The organism is Sphingobacterium sp. MAE (assembly GCF_056711605.1).
On record NZ_CM160044.1, the window covers coordinates 4,098,992 to 4,113,677 of the forward strand.

Genomic DNA, 14,686 nt, shown 5'->3' on the forward strand with positions numbered 1-14,686 from the left:
AAATTAATTACCAAGACAAAAGTACCAACTAAAACAAGTTTTAAATAGCACAAATCTTGAATAAAATAGTCTATATTATGTATTAAACTACGATTTAACTGTTTTTTTATTAAAAAGCATAACCTAACGAAACCATCACGTTGCGTGGTGCTCCAGGAAAGGCACGTGTATAATCAAAGCCACCCAAAAAGTAATACTTATCAAACACATTATTGACATTAACAGCCATCTTCAATGCACCGATATGGTAATATACCGCAGCATTCACGGTAGTATAAGAAGGCCAGTAACCCCACATCGCTTGACCATCACTATCTTTACCGATACTATTATCCATGCGACGACTATCCACATAATAAGCCCCTGCACCAAAACCAAGACCTTTCAAAGCATGTTGTGAAAACACATATTTTAACCAAGCACTTGCCATATTTTCAGGAGCTCCCGGTAATGATTGTCCAACCTCAGAAGCGATCGATGATGCCTTCACATCAGTATGATTATAAGTGTAGTTTGCCATAATCTGAAATTCTTTGGTCAACTGCCCACGAAGATCCAGTTCAATACCCTCAGAAATGGCTTTTCCAGATTGACGATATTCAGAAAATCCAGAATCTAATATCACACCCGTTGCGATCATCATATTTTGACGTTCTATACGGAATAAGGAAAGGTCCATCTGCAACTGATCTTTAAAAAAACCAGTTTTAAAGCCAGTTTCCAATTGAAAACTGCGTTCCGGAATAAAAGGTTTATCTGCACCATAATCTTGGTAATTCTGAATAAAACTTGCACCTACCGGGACGAAACCCTGAGAATAGCTCGCAAAATAGTTGATCTGCTTATTCAATTCGTACGTTAATCCCGCTCTAGGTAGCCAGGCATTTTGTGTAGCATGATAACGCTTCTGCCCGTCGATAGTCTCGGAAGCATAATGCTCGTGACGTAATCCTACGATAACTTTAAGTTTATCAGCAATCGACATCTGATCTTGTATGTATTTTCCTGTAGTTTTATAAGGACTTAAAAATGGATAAGCTACATGCTCTCGCCATACGTAAGAAGTTAGATCATGTGTCGTATAAGTTGGATTGTTCAAATCAAATGTCAGAGGTACCACCTGTCCGTTAACCGTCTTTTGTCTAGCTTCCCGCAACTGATTTTCCTGATCACCTCTGTACTCCGCAAAATCAACTCCCGCTACGATGTGATGATCTACCACAGCACCATCATGATCCCATTTAAAATAACCAACGACATTATCCGTATAATCTTTACCATGACGATCAAAAAAACGCATATTCATGATTGTATTTTTAGGAGCATCAGCAAATGTATTCAAGGTCCGATGTTCATTGACATCTTCTTCATACACAGATTTCATATAGCTCAAGTGAAAGCTTAAATTCTCCGTAAGCTGTTGGGACAACCTACCGCTCAGTGAAAATGTCTTCGCATTATAAAAATCCGAAGGTTGACTTAATGTAAATGAACGTGGTAAAGCATAAAAATCATTTGCTTTAATTCCCATACCCCGATCGAGATAACCATTAAATTGATTATAAACCACATCAACGTCCACCTGTGTACCAGCTAGTGGTTTAAAAGTAAAAGATGGTGCGACTAAAATTCTTTTTTGACGATTGACATCACGAAAAGTTTTCGTGTCCTCATAACCCGCATTGAAACGGTATAAAATACGCTTAGCACTATCCAAAGGCCCTCCCAGATCCAGTGTTGTACGCATAGTCTGAAAACTTCCAGATGCAAAACCGATATTCCCCTTAAAAGTGTCCAAAGGTTTCTTTGTGGTCATATTAATCGTACCACCTGGTACTACATCACCAAACAAAGAAGCTCCCGGACCTTTCAAGACTTCGAGACTTTCCAGGTTCAATGTCAATGGTGTATTGTAGTAACTGTTACCATAACCATATCCCGAACGCAGACCATTAACCAAACGCACACCGGTTTCATATCCACTTTTAAAACCACGGATAACCACGTCATCATAAGAAGATGCTTCGGTCACCCCTGCCAGATCTTGAAACAATGCACCTGTCGTAAAAGCCTGTTTATCTTCAATAAACGCTCGACTTAAAACAGAAACAGATTGTGGTAGATTCTTTAATTTCCCAGAAAACTTACCCCCCAATTCCAGATCATTGGTGAGATATGATTTGTTACGTCTCCCGGTAATCAACACCTCATCCAAAGTTTTATTATCTTTAATCAAGACAAGAGATAGACCTTTTTTTACATTCCAGTTACTCGCCGAAAGTGTTATTTTTTGATCCACATAACCAATTGCAGAAGCATGGATGATGACTGGAAAAGTGATCGCTTCGCCAAAAGTAAATTCCCCTGACTCGTTGGAAGTTGTCACCTGCTTTGAACCGTTAACAGTCAATGTTATTCCAGAGACAAGAGCTCCTGCCTCATCATATGTTTTGCCAAATAGTTGAGTACTATTTTGCGCATGCAAAACCATTGGGAAAAGAGCACCTGTAGCCATTGAAAAAGCCAAGGTCATTATATTATATTTCATTGGGAGATAATTATCTATTATTTGTTTTTATACTACACATCGTCCTTATTTCACGAGCTTACAAACTTCTATTGATGGCATGCTTCCGAGTTTCAAATCCTCATCCGACGCGTTAAGATCTTTCAATCCACTCACCATCAGCTCCATGTGCATAGTGGGAAATCCGGATTCATCACAATACTCTATCAGTCGGAAACCCTGCCGCACCCAAAATTCATATGCACCTTCCAAAAATGGATGGGTATGTAAATAAAGTCTTTCGATCTGTTTTTCCCTTGCTACCACGAGTAAGCTTTGAAACAACGCTGTCCCCAGTCCAGTCCTACGATAGTGAGGATCTACAAATAAACGGGCTACTTCAACCGTTTTTCTCGCATCAATATCCACGTGTGGAAAACGGTAATCGTAATTGAGCATACCGATCACGCCGATTAATCTACCATCCTCTGTTCTTGCCTGTAAAAAAGTTCCGGCGCTGTTCTGTAAGTAAACATATTCAAATACCGCTAGGTCTTTAGGCACCTGATTCGGATCCAACATCGGAAATAGTTTTCTTCTGAAATTCAGAACATAGGGTAGTACCTCCGCGACATGTTCGGATCCAACATGATATATTGAAATATTTTTCATTATTGATTTTCATTAAGCATTGGAACAAAAATCCATTTCCCTTGTTTTTCTAAACTCAACAAAGGCAATTCATATGTTTCTTCCAACAAATTTTTCACTTCTTCACGTTCCAGACCGTTAATATCAAGAACAGTTTGATCACGCATGAGGTAAAATTGATCACCGAACATAAAAGCTAGATTAGGATCGTGCATAATGCATAAAACTGTTGTACCTTCTTTAACAAGCTCCCTAGCTGTTCGTAAAACCGCCATTTGATAGTTGAGATCCAAGTGATTGGTAGGTTCATCCAACATCAGCACGTCAGGTTGCTGCACCAACACACGGCACAACAAGATCAGCTGCCGTTCTCCACCAGACAGTTCGGTATACGGTTTATCTTTCAAATGCTCCAGATCAAACTTTTTTAAAATCGCATGTACCGCTTCACGATCTTCTTGACTTGGTGAGAACCGCGAAAAAGAAGCCCTTCCTGTCAAGATCACATCAAACACTTGATAAGGAAAAGTCATTTGATGAAATTGATTGAGAAAACCCAAGCGCAACTGATCATTGTTACCGACCTTGATCTTTTTCCGTTCCACATCACCTATAAATACCTGACCGCTGTATTGTTTTTCCAACCCCGCAATCACATTAAACAAGGTCGATTTCCCACTGCCATTTCGACCCAGTATGATCGATAATTTTCCCTTTGGAAAAGAGATATTTACATCGCGCAATATGACGTCGTTGCCATATGAGAAAGATAATTGTTGTGTAGCAATCGTAGGTATCATGAGTTCCAGTTCATCGCGTTTCGACGCATCAAATAAATAAATAAGGGCGCTCCGACGATCATGGTAAACACACCGATCGGAATCTCAAATGGCATGACAGCACGAGAAAAATCATCAATTAAGAGTAGAAAACTACCACCGATACTGATATTAGCCCATACCGAAATATTGTTATTAGGGCCAAATATCATACGGCTGATATGTGGAACAATCAACCCAAAAAGACTGATCACCCCTACTGCAGCTACTGCAGATGCTGTTATCATGGTGGCTACTCCGATCAAAATCAATTTGATCACTCTAGGATTGACACCGATAGCTAAAGCTTCCTGATCGCCTAGAGACAAAAGATTTAACTTCCATCGATAGAGTACGATCACAAATAAACCAACTGAAATTGGTCCGATAGCGTGATATACCTTAGACCAAGAAGCCGTATGTAAGTTACCCATTGTCCACTGGACAATAGCTTGCAGTTTATATGGATCACTTAAATACTGTAGTAAGGTTAAAAGAGCTGTGAAAACACCCGAAATCACCATCCCTGCCAATACCATCCCTACAATGGAAGTCCTTGCTCCAGAGTACGAAACCAAATAAGTCAGCCCCACTGCACAAACCCCAAAAATAAAGGCGGAGAGATTAACAGACATAATCGGGAACAACATAGCGAGTGCTGCTCCAAAAGCAGATCCCGAAGAAATACCTAATGTAAACGGATCGACAATTGGATTACGGAAAATAGCTTGTAGAACTCCTCCTGACGAAGCCAAAGCTGCACCAACCATAAAAGTCAACAGCACTCTCGGTAATCTCACCTGCCATAAGATGGTATTCAGACTTCCATCTGCAAGTAGATGTTGATCTTGTATCAACCCCAATTGCACACACATCCGTTGGAACAATTCGACCAAACCGATATGTTGTGTAGAGCCAATGGTAAGCGACAGCACAAAAAGCAGCAGTGGAAATAGGATCAACAGGACGATGATTTTTATATTTTTCATGATTATAGTAAACCCTTTTTACCGTACATGACTTCAAAAGCTTCCTGCATTTCTGTGTTCAATTGACCTTCCGAATAACTTGGAAAGCTCCAATGACGCACTTGTTTCGAAAACAATAAAAACTTAACGGTATGTGGATCAAAAGGAAACGATGGTGACATGACGAAAACCTGTTTATTTTTCACGGCAGGAAGATCTGCTAACTCTTTCAGATCATAAACATCTGACAATTTAGAGTTCCACAAGATAATGAGATCAGGATTCCATTTATACATCGTTTCTGCACTGATATTTGGCGCTTCCATCGGTAAAAGACACGCATTTTCAGCCCCAGAAAGGCGGATTGCCATATCAATCAGACTTCCTTTCCCAGAAGTGGACATCACACGACCTTTTGACCAAGCATAGTAAACGGACTTCGCATTCTCAATCGATGGAACCTGCATGCGATCGAGTTCAGCATCAACATAATCAACGATTTCCTGTGCTCTTTCTTCTTTTCCAAGAAGCTTTCCCATACCAAGCAATTCAGCCATGATACTTTTATCATCTGCAGAAGAACAGGTAAAAACAGGGATATCAAGATCTTCTAATTGTTGAATATGATCCTGATCGGTATTGAAAGTAATCACCAGATCAGGTTGTAAAGCAATAATACGCTCTACATTACTGGACTGCCCCCCATAAGTTGGTGTTGGCAATGTTTTAGCGGCTATCCTCGGATCAAGTTTTGATAAAAAGGTATAAGTATCTTCCATTTGATATACCTGCTGTGGAATACCAACAACCTGATCACCGGCTTGAAGCATATACACCTCATCAAGTAAAGATGGAAATAAAACCACTACCCTTTTCGCCACCTCCGGTAACTTGACTACTTTTCCACGACTATCTGTAGCACTAATCGGTTTCGATAGATCATTTTTAGTAGCATGACGACACCCACCAATAGTCACTATTGATAACAGGATTACTAGGCAAAATAATTTATAACTCATTTTCATTTCTTGATTTTTTTATCAACTGCCTAACGAGATTTTCTGACAGTAACATCCCATCTTCCAACTGTACCTGAGATTGAAATTTTGCAAGCAGCTGTTCATATAAACGACCATCATAAGGAACACGGTACATCTCTCTTTCGGGATCCATAAACAATGGTAAATGCCTATTCCCTAAATAATAAGAAAAGTCCGCTGCCTGCACAGCATTGACAGGATTAAAACAAATGGTCAACGTTGGTTTGATCGCAATAGTAGCAATCAATTTACCGTCATGGAAAAGACCATCTCCAAAACACCATTCGTTACCTTTCCCTAATTCCATCACTATAGTTTGCCCAGTAGTTGTTGTCCTGGTCAATCTTTTTTTATTCACTTCAAACCATTCCAGCTGAAGCAGCGCTTCAGTAACCTGAACAAACTCTCCCTGTGGCAGTACAGCATCAATATATACAGACTCTGCTTGCATAGCTCCTATTTTACTTCCGGTTGAAGTCTCGATTCTTTTTTTTGCTTCACTTTTTCTTTCAACCAGTTGCACCACTCTTCAATACCCTCATGCTTTAATGTACTGATAGTAATCACTTCAATATTCGGATTTACCTCACGAGCATCTTTCGTTACAGCATCTACTGAAAAAGGCACATAGGGCAATAAATCAGATTTTGATACCAACATCAATTCACTCGTTAGAAACATACGTGGATATTTTTTCGGTTTATCATCACCTTCAGTTGTTGCTAATAATGTAACACGGTAATCTTCGCCTAAATCAAAAGCTGAAGGACAAAGTAAATTACCGACGTTCTCAATAAATAAGAGATCTGTCCCTGTGATATCAATATGGTCAAGCGCCTGCAAAATCATCTGCGCCTCGATATGACACATACCACCAGTCACGATCTGCAAGGCATTGAGACCAACCTCACGCATTCTGATCGCATCGCGCTCCGTTTCAGGATCACCGACCAATACCGAAATATTAAGATCATTTGCAAGTAGTTTTCCAGTTTCTTGCATCAGAGTTGTTTTACCGGAACCTGGAGAAGAACAAACATTAATGACACAAACGTCTTTTAAACGTTCGCGGATAGCATTTGCAACATAATCATTGGCTTTTAATAAATGTAATGTTGTGTTATCACATTGTACTGAACCGACGCGGTTTCCAGCACTTTTTGGATTAGATGAGTTAGTTGACATAATTTCTTATTTTTCTTGTTTAAAAATTACTTTTGAAATATACAATTCGTTTCCCTGAACAATTGTTGATGAAGAGCGTCCGCAGGGACATACAAAACGGTGGTAATGAACTGGAAAATTCTTTTGACAGTCATCACAATATGCTAAGATATCGTTAACGATAACTTCCAGTTCCATATCTGCATACCCCCTATTCTCAGTAATAAAGGCATCAAAAGCATTCTGGATCAGAACAGGCTGCACATTTGACAGCAGACCTGCGGTTACTTGAATCTGTTGAACATCTTCCACTCGAGAACCATAATGGCCTTCCAGTGTATCGAAGATATCCTTTACAATACTAAGCTCGTGCATAATAGTGTTTAATCTTAGATAATATAGAATTGATTTTTGTGTGTAGCGATTCAGGTTTTTGACGCTATAACATATACGTCAGGATAGCAGATTAAAAAGGTATCTTTATCTGCTCAAAAAGTAGGAATTTACGGGATTGGACCGGAAGATCAGCTTGTGATGAATAGGTATCCAGATATGCTGTCTGATGGGGAAATAACAAGCGAACAGTTAAATCGTAGATGGCAAATAATGTGTCATATTTAAAATCCTTATCCAGATCGAAATCGATATCCCAAAAATACATTTCTTGAAAAAGAGAATTTTTCTTGTCAGATAGCTTGTCGTCTGCATGATCGATCAACTGATCCACAGGATCAAATCTCCTTTGGAAGGAGCTAGAACTAGCACGATTCCGTACTGTAGCATGAGTGGTTGATCCTAAAGATTGCAAAGGAAAAAACCATACTGACAGCACAAAAATAACTAGTCTCAACATCATAAATAACGATTCTAAAAACTCATTGTTTTTAATTCAACAAATTTACAGCAAAAAATGAGAAGTAAAATAGCACAAATCTTGAATTTTGTTTCACGAAATAGGATAATCTTCGTTTTGTCTATTAAACTTTTAATAGGTCATATGAAAAATCCTTATAAAGACGACCTCTAAAAAGTACGATGACAATTAATGCTCATCTACTGATATTTAACAACATGTATTAGTCTTGATATGGTGGGGTAAAAGCGTAGAAACAATTACCCAACTAACATGTAAATAACTCATTAGATAAAATAAGTCGGAATAAACTATCGTGACAGCGAACCAACTTTGAGAAAGAGCAAACCAACTTTGAGAAATAGGGAACCAACTTTGAGAAATAGGGAACCAACTTTGGGAAATAGGGAACCAACTTTGAGAAATAGGGAACCAACTTTAGGAAATAGGGAACCAACTTTAGGAAATAGGGAACCAACTTTAGGAAATAGGGAACCAACTTTAGGAAATAGGGAACCAACTTTAGGAAATAGGGAACCAACTTTAGGAAATAGGGAATCAACTTTGAGAAATAGGGAACCAACTTTGAGAAATAGGGAACCAACTTTAGGAAATAGGGAACCAACTTTGAGAAATAGGGAACCAACTTTAGGAAATAGTAAACCTTACTTTACCATAAAGGATCGAAATTTCTAAATAATCATCCCCTTCTAGACAAGAAGTGTTCGCAAATTTGTAAAAAGGTTTTACTATTTCACAACTAAGGGATGGACAAAGCTAAAAAGTAGTCCAACTTTGAGGCACTTTCTAATTTGAAAAACGATTTGAACCGGATCTAATCAAGTTCGAATAGTCACACGTACTTAGCCTTATCAATACATTCTCTTCAAGATATTCAAATTACTTTACTTTTTATAGTCCCCTATTATTCTACAAAAGTATATAAACCAATGATATAGATAAATTAAATATGTATGATCAAAATAAAAGATATGTTTATCGAAGTTAGCGTAAGCAATCGTCTCCTCTCCAAAAATCATATTAATGCAGAAGTAAGCCTAAGATTTTTTTAAGAAATATAACTGCTGAAATTTAAGAATTATACAAAATTTGATACGCTGATCTATTTTTTAGTAAATGTAGATTGCACTTCAAAATCTTGATATTTACCCCGTAGAATCATCTTTTTTGTTGTCAGAGTATAGACATCAAATACTTCTTGTTGACGACCATTTTCTGTTATTGTGATTTCTTGTCTATCCGAAGAAAATTTGTACTTACCCGAAACTGGGACTTTTATCCAAACGGGTTCAATTTCGTCAAAATCGATTTCGACTGTAATACCTGTGAAGGTACCGTCAGCTTTAAACGAATATTCGATTCCATCGGTATAAGGAACTTTTTTCATTGTATTTAACTCCTGCATCTCTTGCAGAACCCAACGTCCAACAATACTTTCAGATCCATCTATGGAAGCCTCATCTTTTGAACAAGATGCAACAAACACCGTTACAAAAAGAACAATAATTGTTACTATTTTTTTCATATATACTATAGGGGTTAATTTAATTTTATATTGATCACTAAATCCATTTCCTTTCACAAAGATTTATATTCATTCAAAATCTTCGCAAAACTAAATAAAGCTCGGAAATATCCAAGTTTTAAATCACAAATTGTGGCTTACAAGCCACTCTATGGAATGATAATAAAAAGTAAGATAAGGTTATAAAACAGCTCTTTTTTCATTCGTCTATAACTAATAAATTTACAAATAACATATAATCTACGAGTGACTACCCCAAACTTGCACCTGCTGTATATTTATTTGATAAAATAGAGATGCTGCTTATTCCACATATTTAATAATTAATTTAAGAAAGCAAGACAGCTCTAAAATCGATGTATTTTTATTTATAATACAACAACAGCAACAGCACAATCAATCGGATCTCAGTGCATAAATAAGCCATTTTATGATATCGAATTATAAAGACCGACTGATATCCACGACATTAAAAATCTGATCGACATCGTCGAGTGTAATGGTAAAGTCCGGATATTTGACTTTATCGGCATTCAGGGAATGCAGTGTAAGGATACCTTTTTCTACATCATGATGGCTGATTTCTTTAATAATGACCCCTTCATAACGATGTACAATAACCCAATAGCGATATTTATGGGTATGGAATTTAGATAGCCACAACTCCCTTTTGATCAAACGTCCGGTAACGATATCGCCATCCAAGACACTTGCATCTGTACCGTCAGTCATACTATCACCACTAACCTCAAAAGAACGGTATACACCCCTATGAAACTCATTGACCGTGATAAAATGTGCGGGCAGCTCATCCATATATTCAGAATCGGAAAAACCAGATAAGTAACCCGCTTTTGCTTTTTCGGTCACCAATTTGGTCTGCATCAAATAGCGGCCAGGGGAAACTTCAAAAAAGATGTTGTTTTTATTTTCATCCATAAATTTCACTTCATCAGAAAAATAACCGATGGATTTTCCGTTTCCTACACTGACCATAGAAACCGCATCCGACTGAACAAAGGATTCGCGCTTTTCACGATTTCCACGATTGTAAAGCAACCAATCATAATTGACCTGCGGAAATGCATTTTCTATACGGGTTTTCATGGTCAAACCTATGGGATATTCGCCTTTTTTGATGCGCGAATACACCTGTTCCCGCACACCTAAAATAGCCGCAAATTCGCGATTGGTCACTTTCATTTCCAAGCGTAATACCTCAAAATTATTATTTAGGTAAGTTTCCATGATTTTCATAGTATTTAATCAATTGTTACACAAAAACATAACAACCTGACGCTAAGTTACACAATCTAGTTAACCCAAACAAACAATAAGCAATAATAATCATCTAAAATACTGATTATAAGAATATTAAATATAAACAAAAAAGTTTAATATTATTTATATTAAAACTATATGTGTATAAAATAATTTAAAAAAATCTTTGAAGTTTAACTTTTCTGTTTAACTTTGTTTAACTCAATAATTACATTGAACGATAAAAACAGTATACAGCACAAAAAAAATAAGCAGATGAAAAGAATCCATACCATTCTTGCATGAAAGCAGCTTCAAAAAATATGTTCCTCCTATTGCGGGCATTAGTTGAACAAGCAAAGCGATCAGCATACATACTATAACCAAAGCTTTTTAGCCCACTAAATGCGTTATAAAACCATTAACAATTGAAAACATGAACACACTATATCATTCTTTTATTATGAACTTTTTAACAGAAAATCACCCGGATGTACTCAAAACGATCAATAGCATATACGAACCTGATCTATCCAAAATCCATGCAGTAATAGATTGCTATTGCGCATTTGTTGGAATCAATCCTGAACAGATAAAAGGTGAATTCATCAACTATAAAGACATCCAACATCGGTACAAAGCCATTTCTGTAGTACTCAGAATCTTTCAGCCGGAAAAATTGGTTTCGTTGAAGACTAAAGTAAAAAGCACGATCTATAAGGAAACTATCCCGTACCTGAATATTAGTAACGATACTCTACAAAAATCCATTATCTGTGCCTGTAATCAATACGACATGTACAGTGATTTTAAAAAAGAAATTAAACAGATCGCAAATTATTACCTCATACATACGAGGTATAACAGTAAATAGAGCCCTTAAGTGATCGTTCGAAAACATCAGGTACTTTTAATCTGAAACGGAAGACGATAACACCCATTATATACAATTAAAAATGAGTTTATCTCCAAAATTATATCAGAAATATGGAGCAAGTAAAAACCCGAGAAGTCCAAAACTCGTAGTCCATGAACACAAAAAAAAGACCATCTTAACAAAAGGTAAGTGGTCTTTTTTTACATCGTGCAATTTCTATCTGATCTTTTTCCTGATCCAGAGTACACAACTGAAAATTAGTATAAAAAGAGTGATGCAAAACCAGAATATCATACTCGATTCTAGCTTACTGACACGACTGGAAGCTTTCTTTTCGAAAGTGTTTTTTTGTTTTGTTTCAATCGCTGTCTGTTTCTTTTCATGTTGTTCCAATTTTGTAGCTTTACTCATCAACTGCACTGCACTGGATTGCTCTCGGCTTTTCTGATGGACTTTACCTCTACCCATAAGGACGGTACCATCTTTCTCAATCCTAACATTTTCTCCTTCTAATTGTATCATAGTCTCTCCATCCAGCCATACAAAAGATTGCAAATCTGTTTCCGTTGTCACCAGTGTTTCATTCTCTTTTTTTAAATCAAGCTGTATGGCGCTTATGTTTTCATTTATTTCCGATTGCTTTATTTTTGTGGTTTTTTTAAATAAACCACAGCCATTAACTAAAAGTATGACTACGATCATTCCTGCTATTATCTTCATTTTTAATTTTCTTTAGTTCAATTTGTAATTCATTAAAAAGTTTCATGAGGTCATCATATTCCGCCTGTAGCTTCGCTAATGTTTTTGCACAAGCTATATGCTCATCATTTGCAATGCGCAAAGCATCGTTTAAATCGTCAATGACAGCGCGTAGCTGTTCGATATTCTTCTCCAAGCGATCTGCATAACCTGCCCATTTATCAATCACCTTTCCTGCATTTTCGACATTGGTGGCTTCCACCTCTGCTTGCTGCTTTGGACGCCCAACGAAATAACCAATTATTCCGGTGATCACAGGCGTACCAAATCGTTCCACTAATTCCAATAGTTCCATCACGCCTAACTAAAATATAATTTTGCTTCTGCCGCTCTACGTCGTACCAAACCAGGTAAAACCTTCCCTCCTGCTTTGTCCCATTTCATAAACTCGTCTGCAATACGCTTATCATTTGGATCTTGATTGATCCTCTTCAACAATGTTGATTTACCTAAGTTTGTCGCACCCAAATTGTATGTGAAAGATACCAATGCATCAAATTGTGATTGCTTGAGGGGTTTCATCACTAGTCTCAGCACATCATTTTCATAATATGTAAGGATATCGGTTAACATCCGATCACCTTCTTCTCTTGTGAGTGGAATATCTTGCATGGCGACGCGCCGTCTGCTGGGAAGATAATAGGTAAATCCATAACCTATAGTGGGTATCCCAATAGGATCGAGATAAGGTTTGCTGTACCAACCCTCGAAATCCTTTATCAGTTGTAATCCTTTTTGTCCTATCTTCATAATCATTTCTTTTTGTCAAAAAAAGCCCTCCCTGACGGAGAGCTTATCTGTAATTAATGGCCGTCTATTCCAACGCCTAGATTATTTGCATGAAATGGAAGTTTGACCGATACACTTGCTGTGATTAATAACAGCACATCGAATTGGTGTACTTGCATTACGCTGAAAGACTTCCAGCAGCCCTTTTACATCTTGGATCGCACCATCAATATCTTCTTCATAGATTACTTTTTTAGCCAAATAATGGGCTACTTCCGAAATTGCTTTTGCTTCAAAACCCAGCTCTTTATATCGGGCTGTAAGGGCTGCTGAAATTTTCTCTTTCATTTTTGTTTTATACTAGTTTGAAATATCTACTACAAAAGTAGAGCAGTTATGAGACAAAAAATCCGGATATCTATGTTTTGTACGCGGTATCGGTGGGATACCGAAAATGTCAGATATAATCACACTTTAACAATCGAAATGTGTTAAAATTCAGAGAAATAAGAAAAGAATAATAGGCTATTTTAAAGTAAAATAAAAATGAATTGAGCTTTCATCTTCATATGACTACTGTAGCTTATCAATTACAGTAGAATAACAGATTTAAATTCAATATCACGATTATCAATAAATATTAATTAAAATTAATATCTTGCTGCACTATTTATATTTTATAATCCCAAAAATTAATGACTACCGATATTTGGAATTAAACTATATAGATATACAATAAATCAGCTACATATATTACTAAATTATAAATAAATGAAAATGTTTTTCAAATTCGCAGCTGTCTTAACAGTTTCTGCTATGCTAACCTCTTGTTATTCTTACACCAGTGTAGTAGGAAAAGGTGCACAAGGAAGTCAACAAGTAACAAAATGGAACCATTATGTGATCGCCGGGTTAGCTCCAGTTGGAGTTTCAGATTCAAAAGCAATGGCTGAAGGTGCTGAAAATTACACCGTACATACTAGACAATCTTTTGTAAATGGTCTATTATCTGCAATCACATTTGGTATCTACACACCAACAGTGACGACTGTTACGAAATAGTAACGCTTAAATTTAATTTGAAAGGCTGTCTACTGGCAGCCTTTTAAATCTATCCTATAATCTATATCATGAAAAAAGTATTTTTCTGGACAGCTATTGCAATTTGTGTATATATACTATTCAGTATTTTAAATATCCTATTTGTCGGCAATACTCCGATGAGCAGTTTTGATTATGGTTTTTTGGCAGGCAAAATTCTGTTATTGACCATCCTCATTTTTATTATCATAACAATACGCAAAAGAAATTAAGTCCTATATCAGCCTACCTCTATTTCAGTTTTAACACGCTATACCTGACTTGTACCTATCAAAAATAAATTTTTAAATTTAAAATTCTTCTGCACTCCGCGTACTTCACTTTAATAATCCTATTATCTAATTACTTCAAAATCAAACAGTGCAACATCAAGATATCTATTAAGTAATAAACATAGTATATCTTCAGATAAGT

General features: G+C 36.8%; 19 protein-coding genes. 4 read left to right on the forward strand and 15 right to left on the reverse strand.

Annotated features, from left to right (window positions below):
- Positions 1–109: 109 nt before the first annotated feature.
- The 9 genes from AC06G9_RS17550 to AC06G9_RS17590 form a co-directional block, all read right to left on the reverse strand.
- Entirely contained in the window at positions 110–2,548 is a 2,439-nt protein-coding gene (locus tag AC06G9_RS17550; protein WP_480956859.1) for a TonB-dependent siderophore receptor, read from the reverse strand.
- A 45-nt stretch (positions 2,549–2,593) separates the two neighbouring features.
- A complete protein-coding gene (locus tag AC06G9_RS17555) occupies positions 2,594–3,178 on the reverse strand; it encodes a GNAT family N-acetyltransferase (RefSeq protein WP_248755750.1) in 585 nt (194 codons plus the stop codon).
- A complete protein-coding gene (locus AC06G9_RS17560) occupies positions 3,178–3,957 on the reverse strand; it encodes an ABC transporter ATP-binding protein (protein WP_045755025.1) in 780 nt (259 codons plus the stop codon). Before AC06G9_RS17560 ends, AC06G9_RS17555 begins: the two co-directional genes overlap by 1 nt.
- Positions 3,954–4,964 carry a FecCD family ABC transporter permease gene (locus AC06G9_RS17565; protein WP_045755026.1) on the reverse strand — a complete coding sequence of 337 codons (1,011 nt, stop codon included), beginning with the start codon at positions 4,962–4,964 and terminating at the stop codon, positions 3,954–3,956. The genes AC06G9_RS17560 and AC06G9_RS17565 overlap by 4 nt, the downstream gene beginning before the upstream one ends.
- Positions 4,965–4,966: 2 nt before the next feature.
- A complete protein-coding gene (locus AC06G9_RS17570; RefSeq protein WP_480956860.1) occupies positions 4,967–5,968 on the reverse strand; it encodes an ABC transporter substrate-binding protein in 1,002 nt (333 codons plus the stop codon).
- A complete protein-coding gene (locus tag AC06G9_RS17575) occupies positions 5,952–6,434 on the reverse strand; it encodes an urease accessory protein UreE (RefSeq protein WP_293924999.1) in 483 nt (160 codons plus the stop codon). The genes AC06G9_RS17570 and AC06G9_RS17575 overlap by 17 nt, the downstream gene beginning before the upstream one ends.
- Positions 6,435–6,439: 5 nt before the next feature.
- Positions 6,440–7,168 carry a hydrogenase nickel incorporation protein HypB gene (gene hypB / locus AC06G9_RS17580; protein WP_248755746.1) on the reverse strand — a complete coding sequence of 243 codons (729 nt, stop codon included), beginning with the start codon at positions 7,166–7,168 and terminating at the stop codon, positions 6,440–6,442.
- Positions 7,169–7,174: 6 nt separating this feature from the next.
- A complete protein-coding gene (locus AC06G9_RS17585) occupies positions 7,175–7,522 on the reverse strand; it encodes a hydrogenase maturation nickel metallochaperone HypA/HybF (RefSeq protein WP_045755029.1) in 348 nt (115 codons plus the stop codon).
- Positions 7,523–7,613: 91 nt separating this feature from the next.
- A complete protein-coding gene (locus tag AC06G9_RS17590; RefSeq protein ID WP_094771383.1) occupies positions 7,614–8,003 on the reverse strand; it encodes a hypothetical protein in 390 nt (129 codons plus the stop codon).
- Positions 8,004–8,333: 330 nt separating this feature from the next.
- Between AC06G9_RS17590 and AC06G9_RS17595 the strand changes: the two genes are divergently transcribed.
- Positions 8,334–8,696, forward strand: coding sequence for a hypothetical protein (locus AC06G9_RS17595; protein WP_480956861.1), 363 nt, complete (start codon positions 8,334–8,336; stop codon positions 8,694–8,696).
- Between the two features lie 427 nt (positions 8,697–9,123).
- Here AC06G9_RS17595 and AC06G9_RS17600 read toward each other — a convergent pair whose 3' ends face one another.
- Positions 9,124–9,546 carry a lipocalin family protein gene (locus AC06G9_RS17600; RefSeq protein ID WP_248755744.1) on the reverse strand — a complete coding sequence of 141 codons (423 nt, stop codon included), beginning with the start codon at positions 9,544–9,546 and terminating at the stop codon, positions 9,124–9,126.
- A gap of 441 nt (positions 9,547–9,987) precedes the next feature.
- Positions 9,988–10,794: a helix-turn-helix domain-containing protein gene (locus tag AC06G9_RS17605; RefSeq protein ID WP_248755743.1), complete on the reverse strand. Its 807-nt coding sequence runs from the start codon at positions 10,792–10,794 to the stop codon at positions 9,988–9,990.
- Positions 10,795–11,242: 448 nt separating this feature from the next.
- Here AC06G9_RS17605 and AC06G9_RS17610 point away from each other — a divergent pair, with 448 nt between their 5' ends.
- Positions 11,243–11,680, forward strand: coding sequence for a hypothetical protein (locus AC06G9_RS17610; protein ID WP_260948418.1), 438 nt, complete (start codon positions 11,243–11,245; stop codon positions 11,678–11,680).
- Between the two features lie 219 nt (positions 11,681–11,899).
- On the opposite strand, the gene AC06G9_RS17615 is transcribed toward AC06G9_RS17610, so the two are convergent.
- The 4 genes from AC06G9_RS17615 to AC06G9_RS17630 form a co-directional block, all read right to left on the reverse strand.
- Complete coding sequence (locus AC06G9_RS17615) at positions 11,900–12,403, reverse strand: hypothetical protein (RefSeq protein ID WP_346567988.1); 504 nt, start codon at positions 12,401–12,403, stop codon at positions 11,900–11,902.
- Positions 12,360–12,737: a hypothetical protein gene (locus tag AC06G9_RS17620; protein ID WP_480956862.1), complete on the reverse strand. Its 378-nt coding sequence runs from the start codon at positions 12,735–12,737 to the stop codon at positions 12,360–12,362. Before AC06G9_RS17620 ends, AC06G9_RS17615 begins: the two co-directional genes overlap by 44 nt.
- A gap of 5 nt (positions 12,738–12,742) precedes the next feature.
- A complete protein-coding gene (locus tag AC06G9_RS17625) occupies positions 12,743–13,192 on the reverse strand; it encodes a lysozyme (protein WP_045754706.1) in 450 nt (149 codons plus the stop codon).
- An 81-nt stretch (positions 13,193–13,273) separates the two neighbouring features.
- Positions 13,274–13,519 carry a hypothetical protein gene (locus AC06G9_RS17630; protein WP_293924994.1) on the reverse strand — a complete coding sequence of 82 codons (246 nt, stop codon included), beginning with the start codon at positions 13,517–13,519 and terminating at the stop codon, positions 13,274–13,276.
- 429 nt (positions 13,520–13,948) lie between these two features.
- On the opposite strand from AC06G9_RS17630, the gene AC06G9_RS17635 reads away from it, so the two are divergent.
- Together AC06G9_RS17635 and AC06G9_RS17640 are read left to right on the forward strand one after the other, a co-directional pair.
- Complete coding sequence (locus tag AC06G9_RS17635) at positions 13,949–14,233, forward strand: Bor family protein (protein WP_248755738.1); 285 nt, start codon at positions 13,949–13,951, stop codon at positions 14,231–14,233.
- A 68-nt stretch (positions 14,234–14,301) separates the two neighbouring features.
- Positions 14,302–14,484, forward strand: coding sequence for a hypothetical protein (locus tag AC06G9_RS17640; protein WP_045754703.1), 183 nt, complete (start codon positions 14,302–14,304; stop codon positions 14,482–14,484).
- Positions 14,485–14,686: the final 202 nt, after the last annotated feature.

Coding starts and splice junctions, on each gene's coding strand:
- AC06G9_RS17550 (WP_480956859.1), bottom strand. CDS start 2,548: ATGAAATATAATATAATGACCTTGGCTTTTTCAATGGCTACAGGTGCT.
- AC06G9_RS17555 (WP_248755750.1), bottom strand. CDS start 3,178: ATGAAAAATATTTCAATATATCATGTTGGATCCGAACATGTCGCGGAG.
- AC06G9_RS17560 (WP_045755025.1), bottom strand. CDS start 3,957: ATGATACCTACGATTGCTACACAACAATTATCTTTCTCATATGGCAAC.
- AC06G9_RS17565 (WP_045755026.1), bottom strand. CDS start 4,964: ATGAAAAATATAAAAATCATCGTCCTGTTGATCCTATTTCCACTGCTG.
- AC06G9_RS17570 (WP_480956860.1), bottom strand. CDS start 5,968: ATGAAAATGAGTTATAAATTATTTTGCCTAGTAATCCTGTTATCAATA.
- AC06G9_RS17575 (WP_293924999.1), bottom strand. CDS start 6,434: ATGCAAGCAGAGTCTGTATATATTGATGCTGTACTGCCACAGGGAGAG.
- hypB (WP_248755746.1), bottom strand. CDS start 7,168: ATGTCAACTAACTCATCTAATCCAAAAAGTGCTGGAAACCGCGTCGGT.
- AC06G9_RS17585 (WP_045755029.1), bottom strand. CDS start 7,522: ATGCACGAGCTTAGTATTGTAAAGGATATCTTCGATACACTGGAAGGC.
- AC06G9_RS17590 (WP_094771383.1), bottom strand. CDS start 8,003: ATGATGTTGAGACTAGTTATTTTTGTGCTGTCAGTATGGTTTTTTCCT.
- AC06G9_RS17600 (WP_248755744.1), bottom strand. CDS start 9,546: ATGAAAAAAATAGTAACAATTATTGTTCTTTTTGTAACGGTGTTTGTT.
- AC06G9_RS17605 (WP_248755743.1), bottom strand. CDS start 10,794: ATGGAAACTTACCTAAATAATAATTTTGAGGTATTACGCTTGGAAATG.
- AC06G9_RS17610 (WP_260948418.1), top strand. CDS start 11,243: ATGAACACACTATATCATTCTTTTATTATGAACTTTTTAACAGAAAAT.
- AC06G9_RS17615 (WP_346567988.1), bottom strand. CDS start 12,403: ATGAAGATAATAGCAGGAATGATCGTAGTCATACTTTTAGTTAATGGC.
- AC06G9_RS17620 (WP_480956862.1), bottom strand. CDS start 12,737: ATGGAACTATTGGAATTAGTGGAACGATTTGGTACGCCTGTGATCACC.
- AC06G9_RS17625 (WP_045754706.1), bottom strand. CDS start 13,192: ATGAAGATAGGACAAAAAGGATTACAACTGATAAAGGATTTCGAGGGT.
- AC06G9_RS17630 (WP_293924994.1), bottom strand. CDS start 13,519: ATGAAAGAGAAAATTTCAGCAGCCCTTACAGCCCGATATAAAGAGCTG.
- AC06G9_RS17635 (WP_248755738.1), top strand. CDS start 13,949: ATGTTTTTCAAATTCGCAGCTGTCTTAACAGTTTCTGCTATGCTAACC.
- AC06G9_RS17640 (WP_045754703.1), top strand. CDS start 14,302: ATGAAAAAAGTATTTTTCTGGACAGCTATTGCAATTTGTGTATATATA.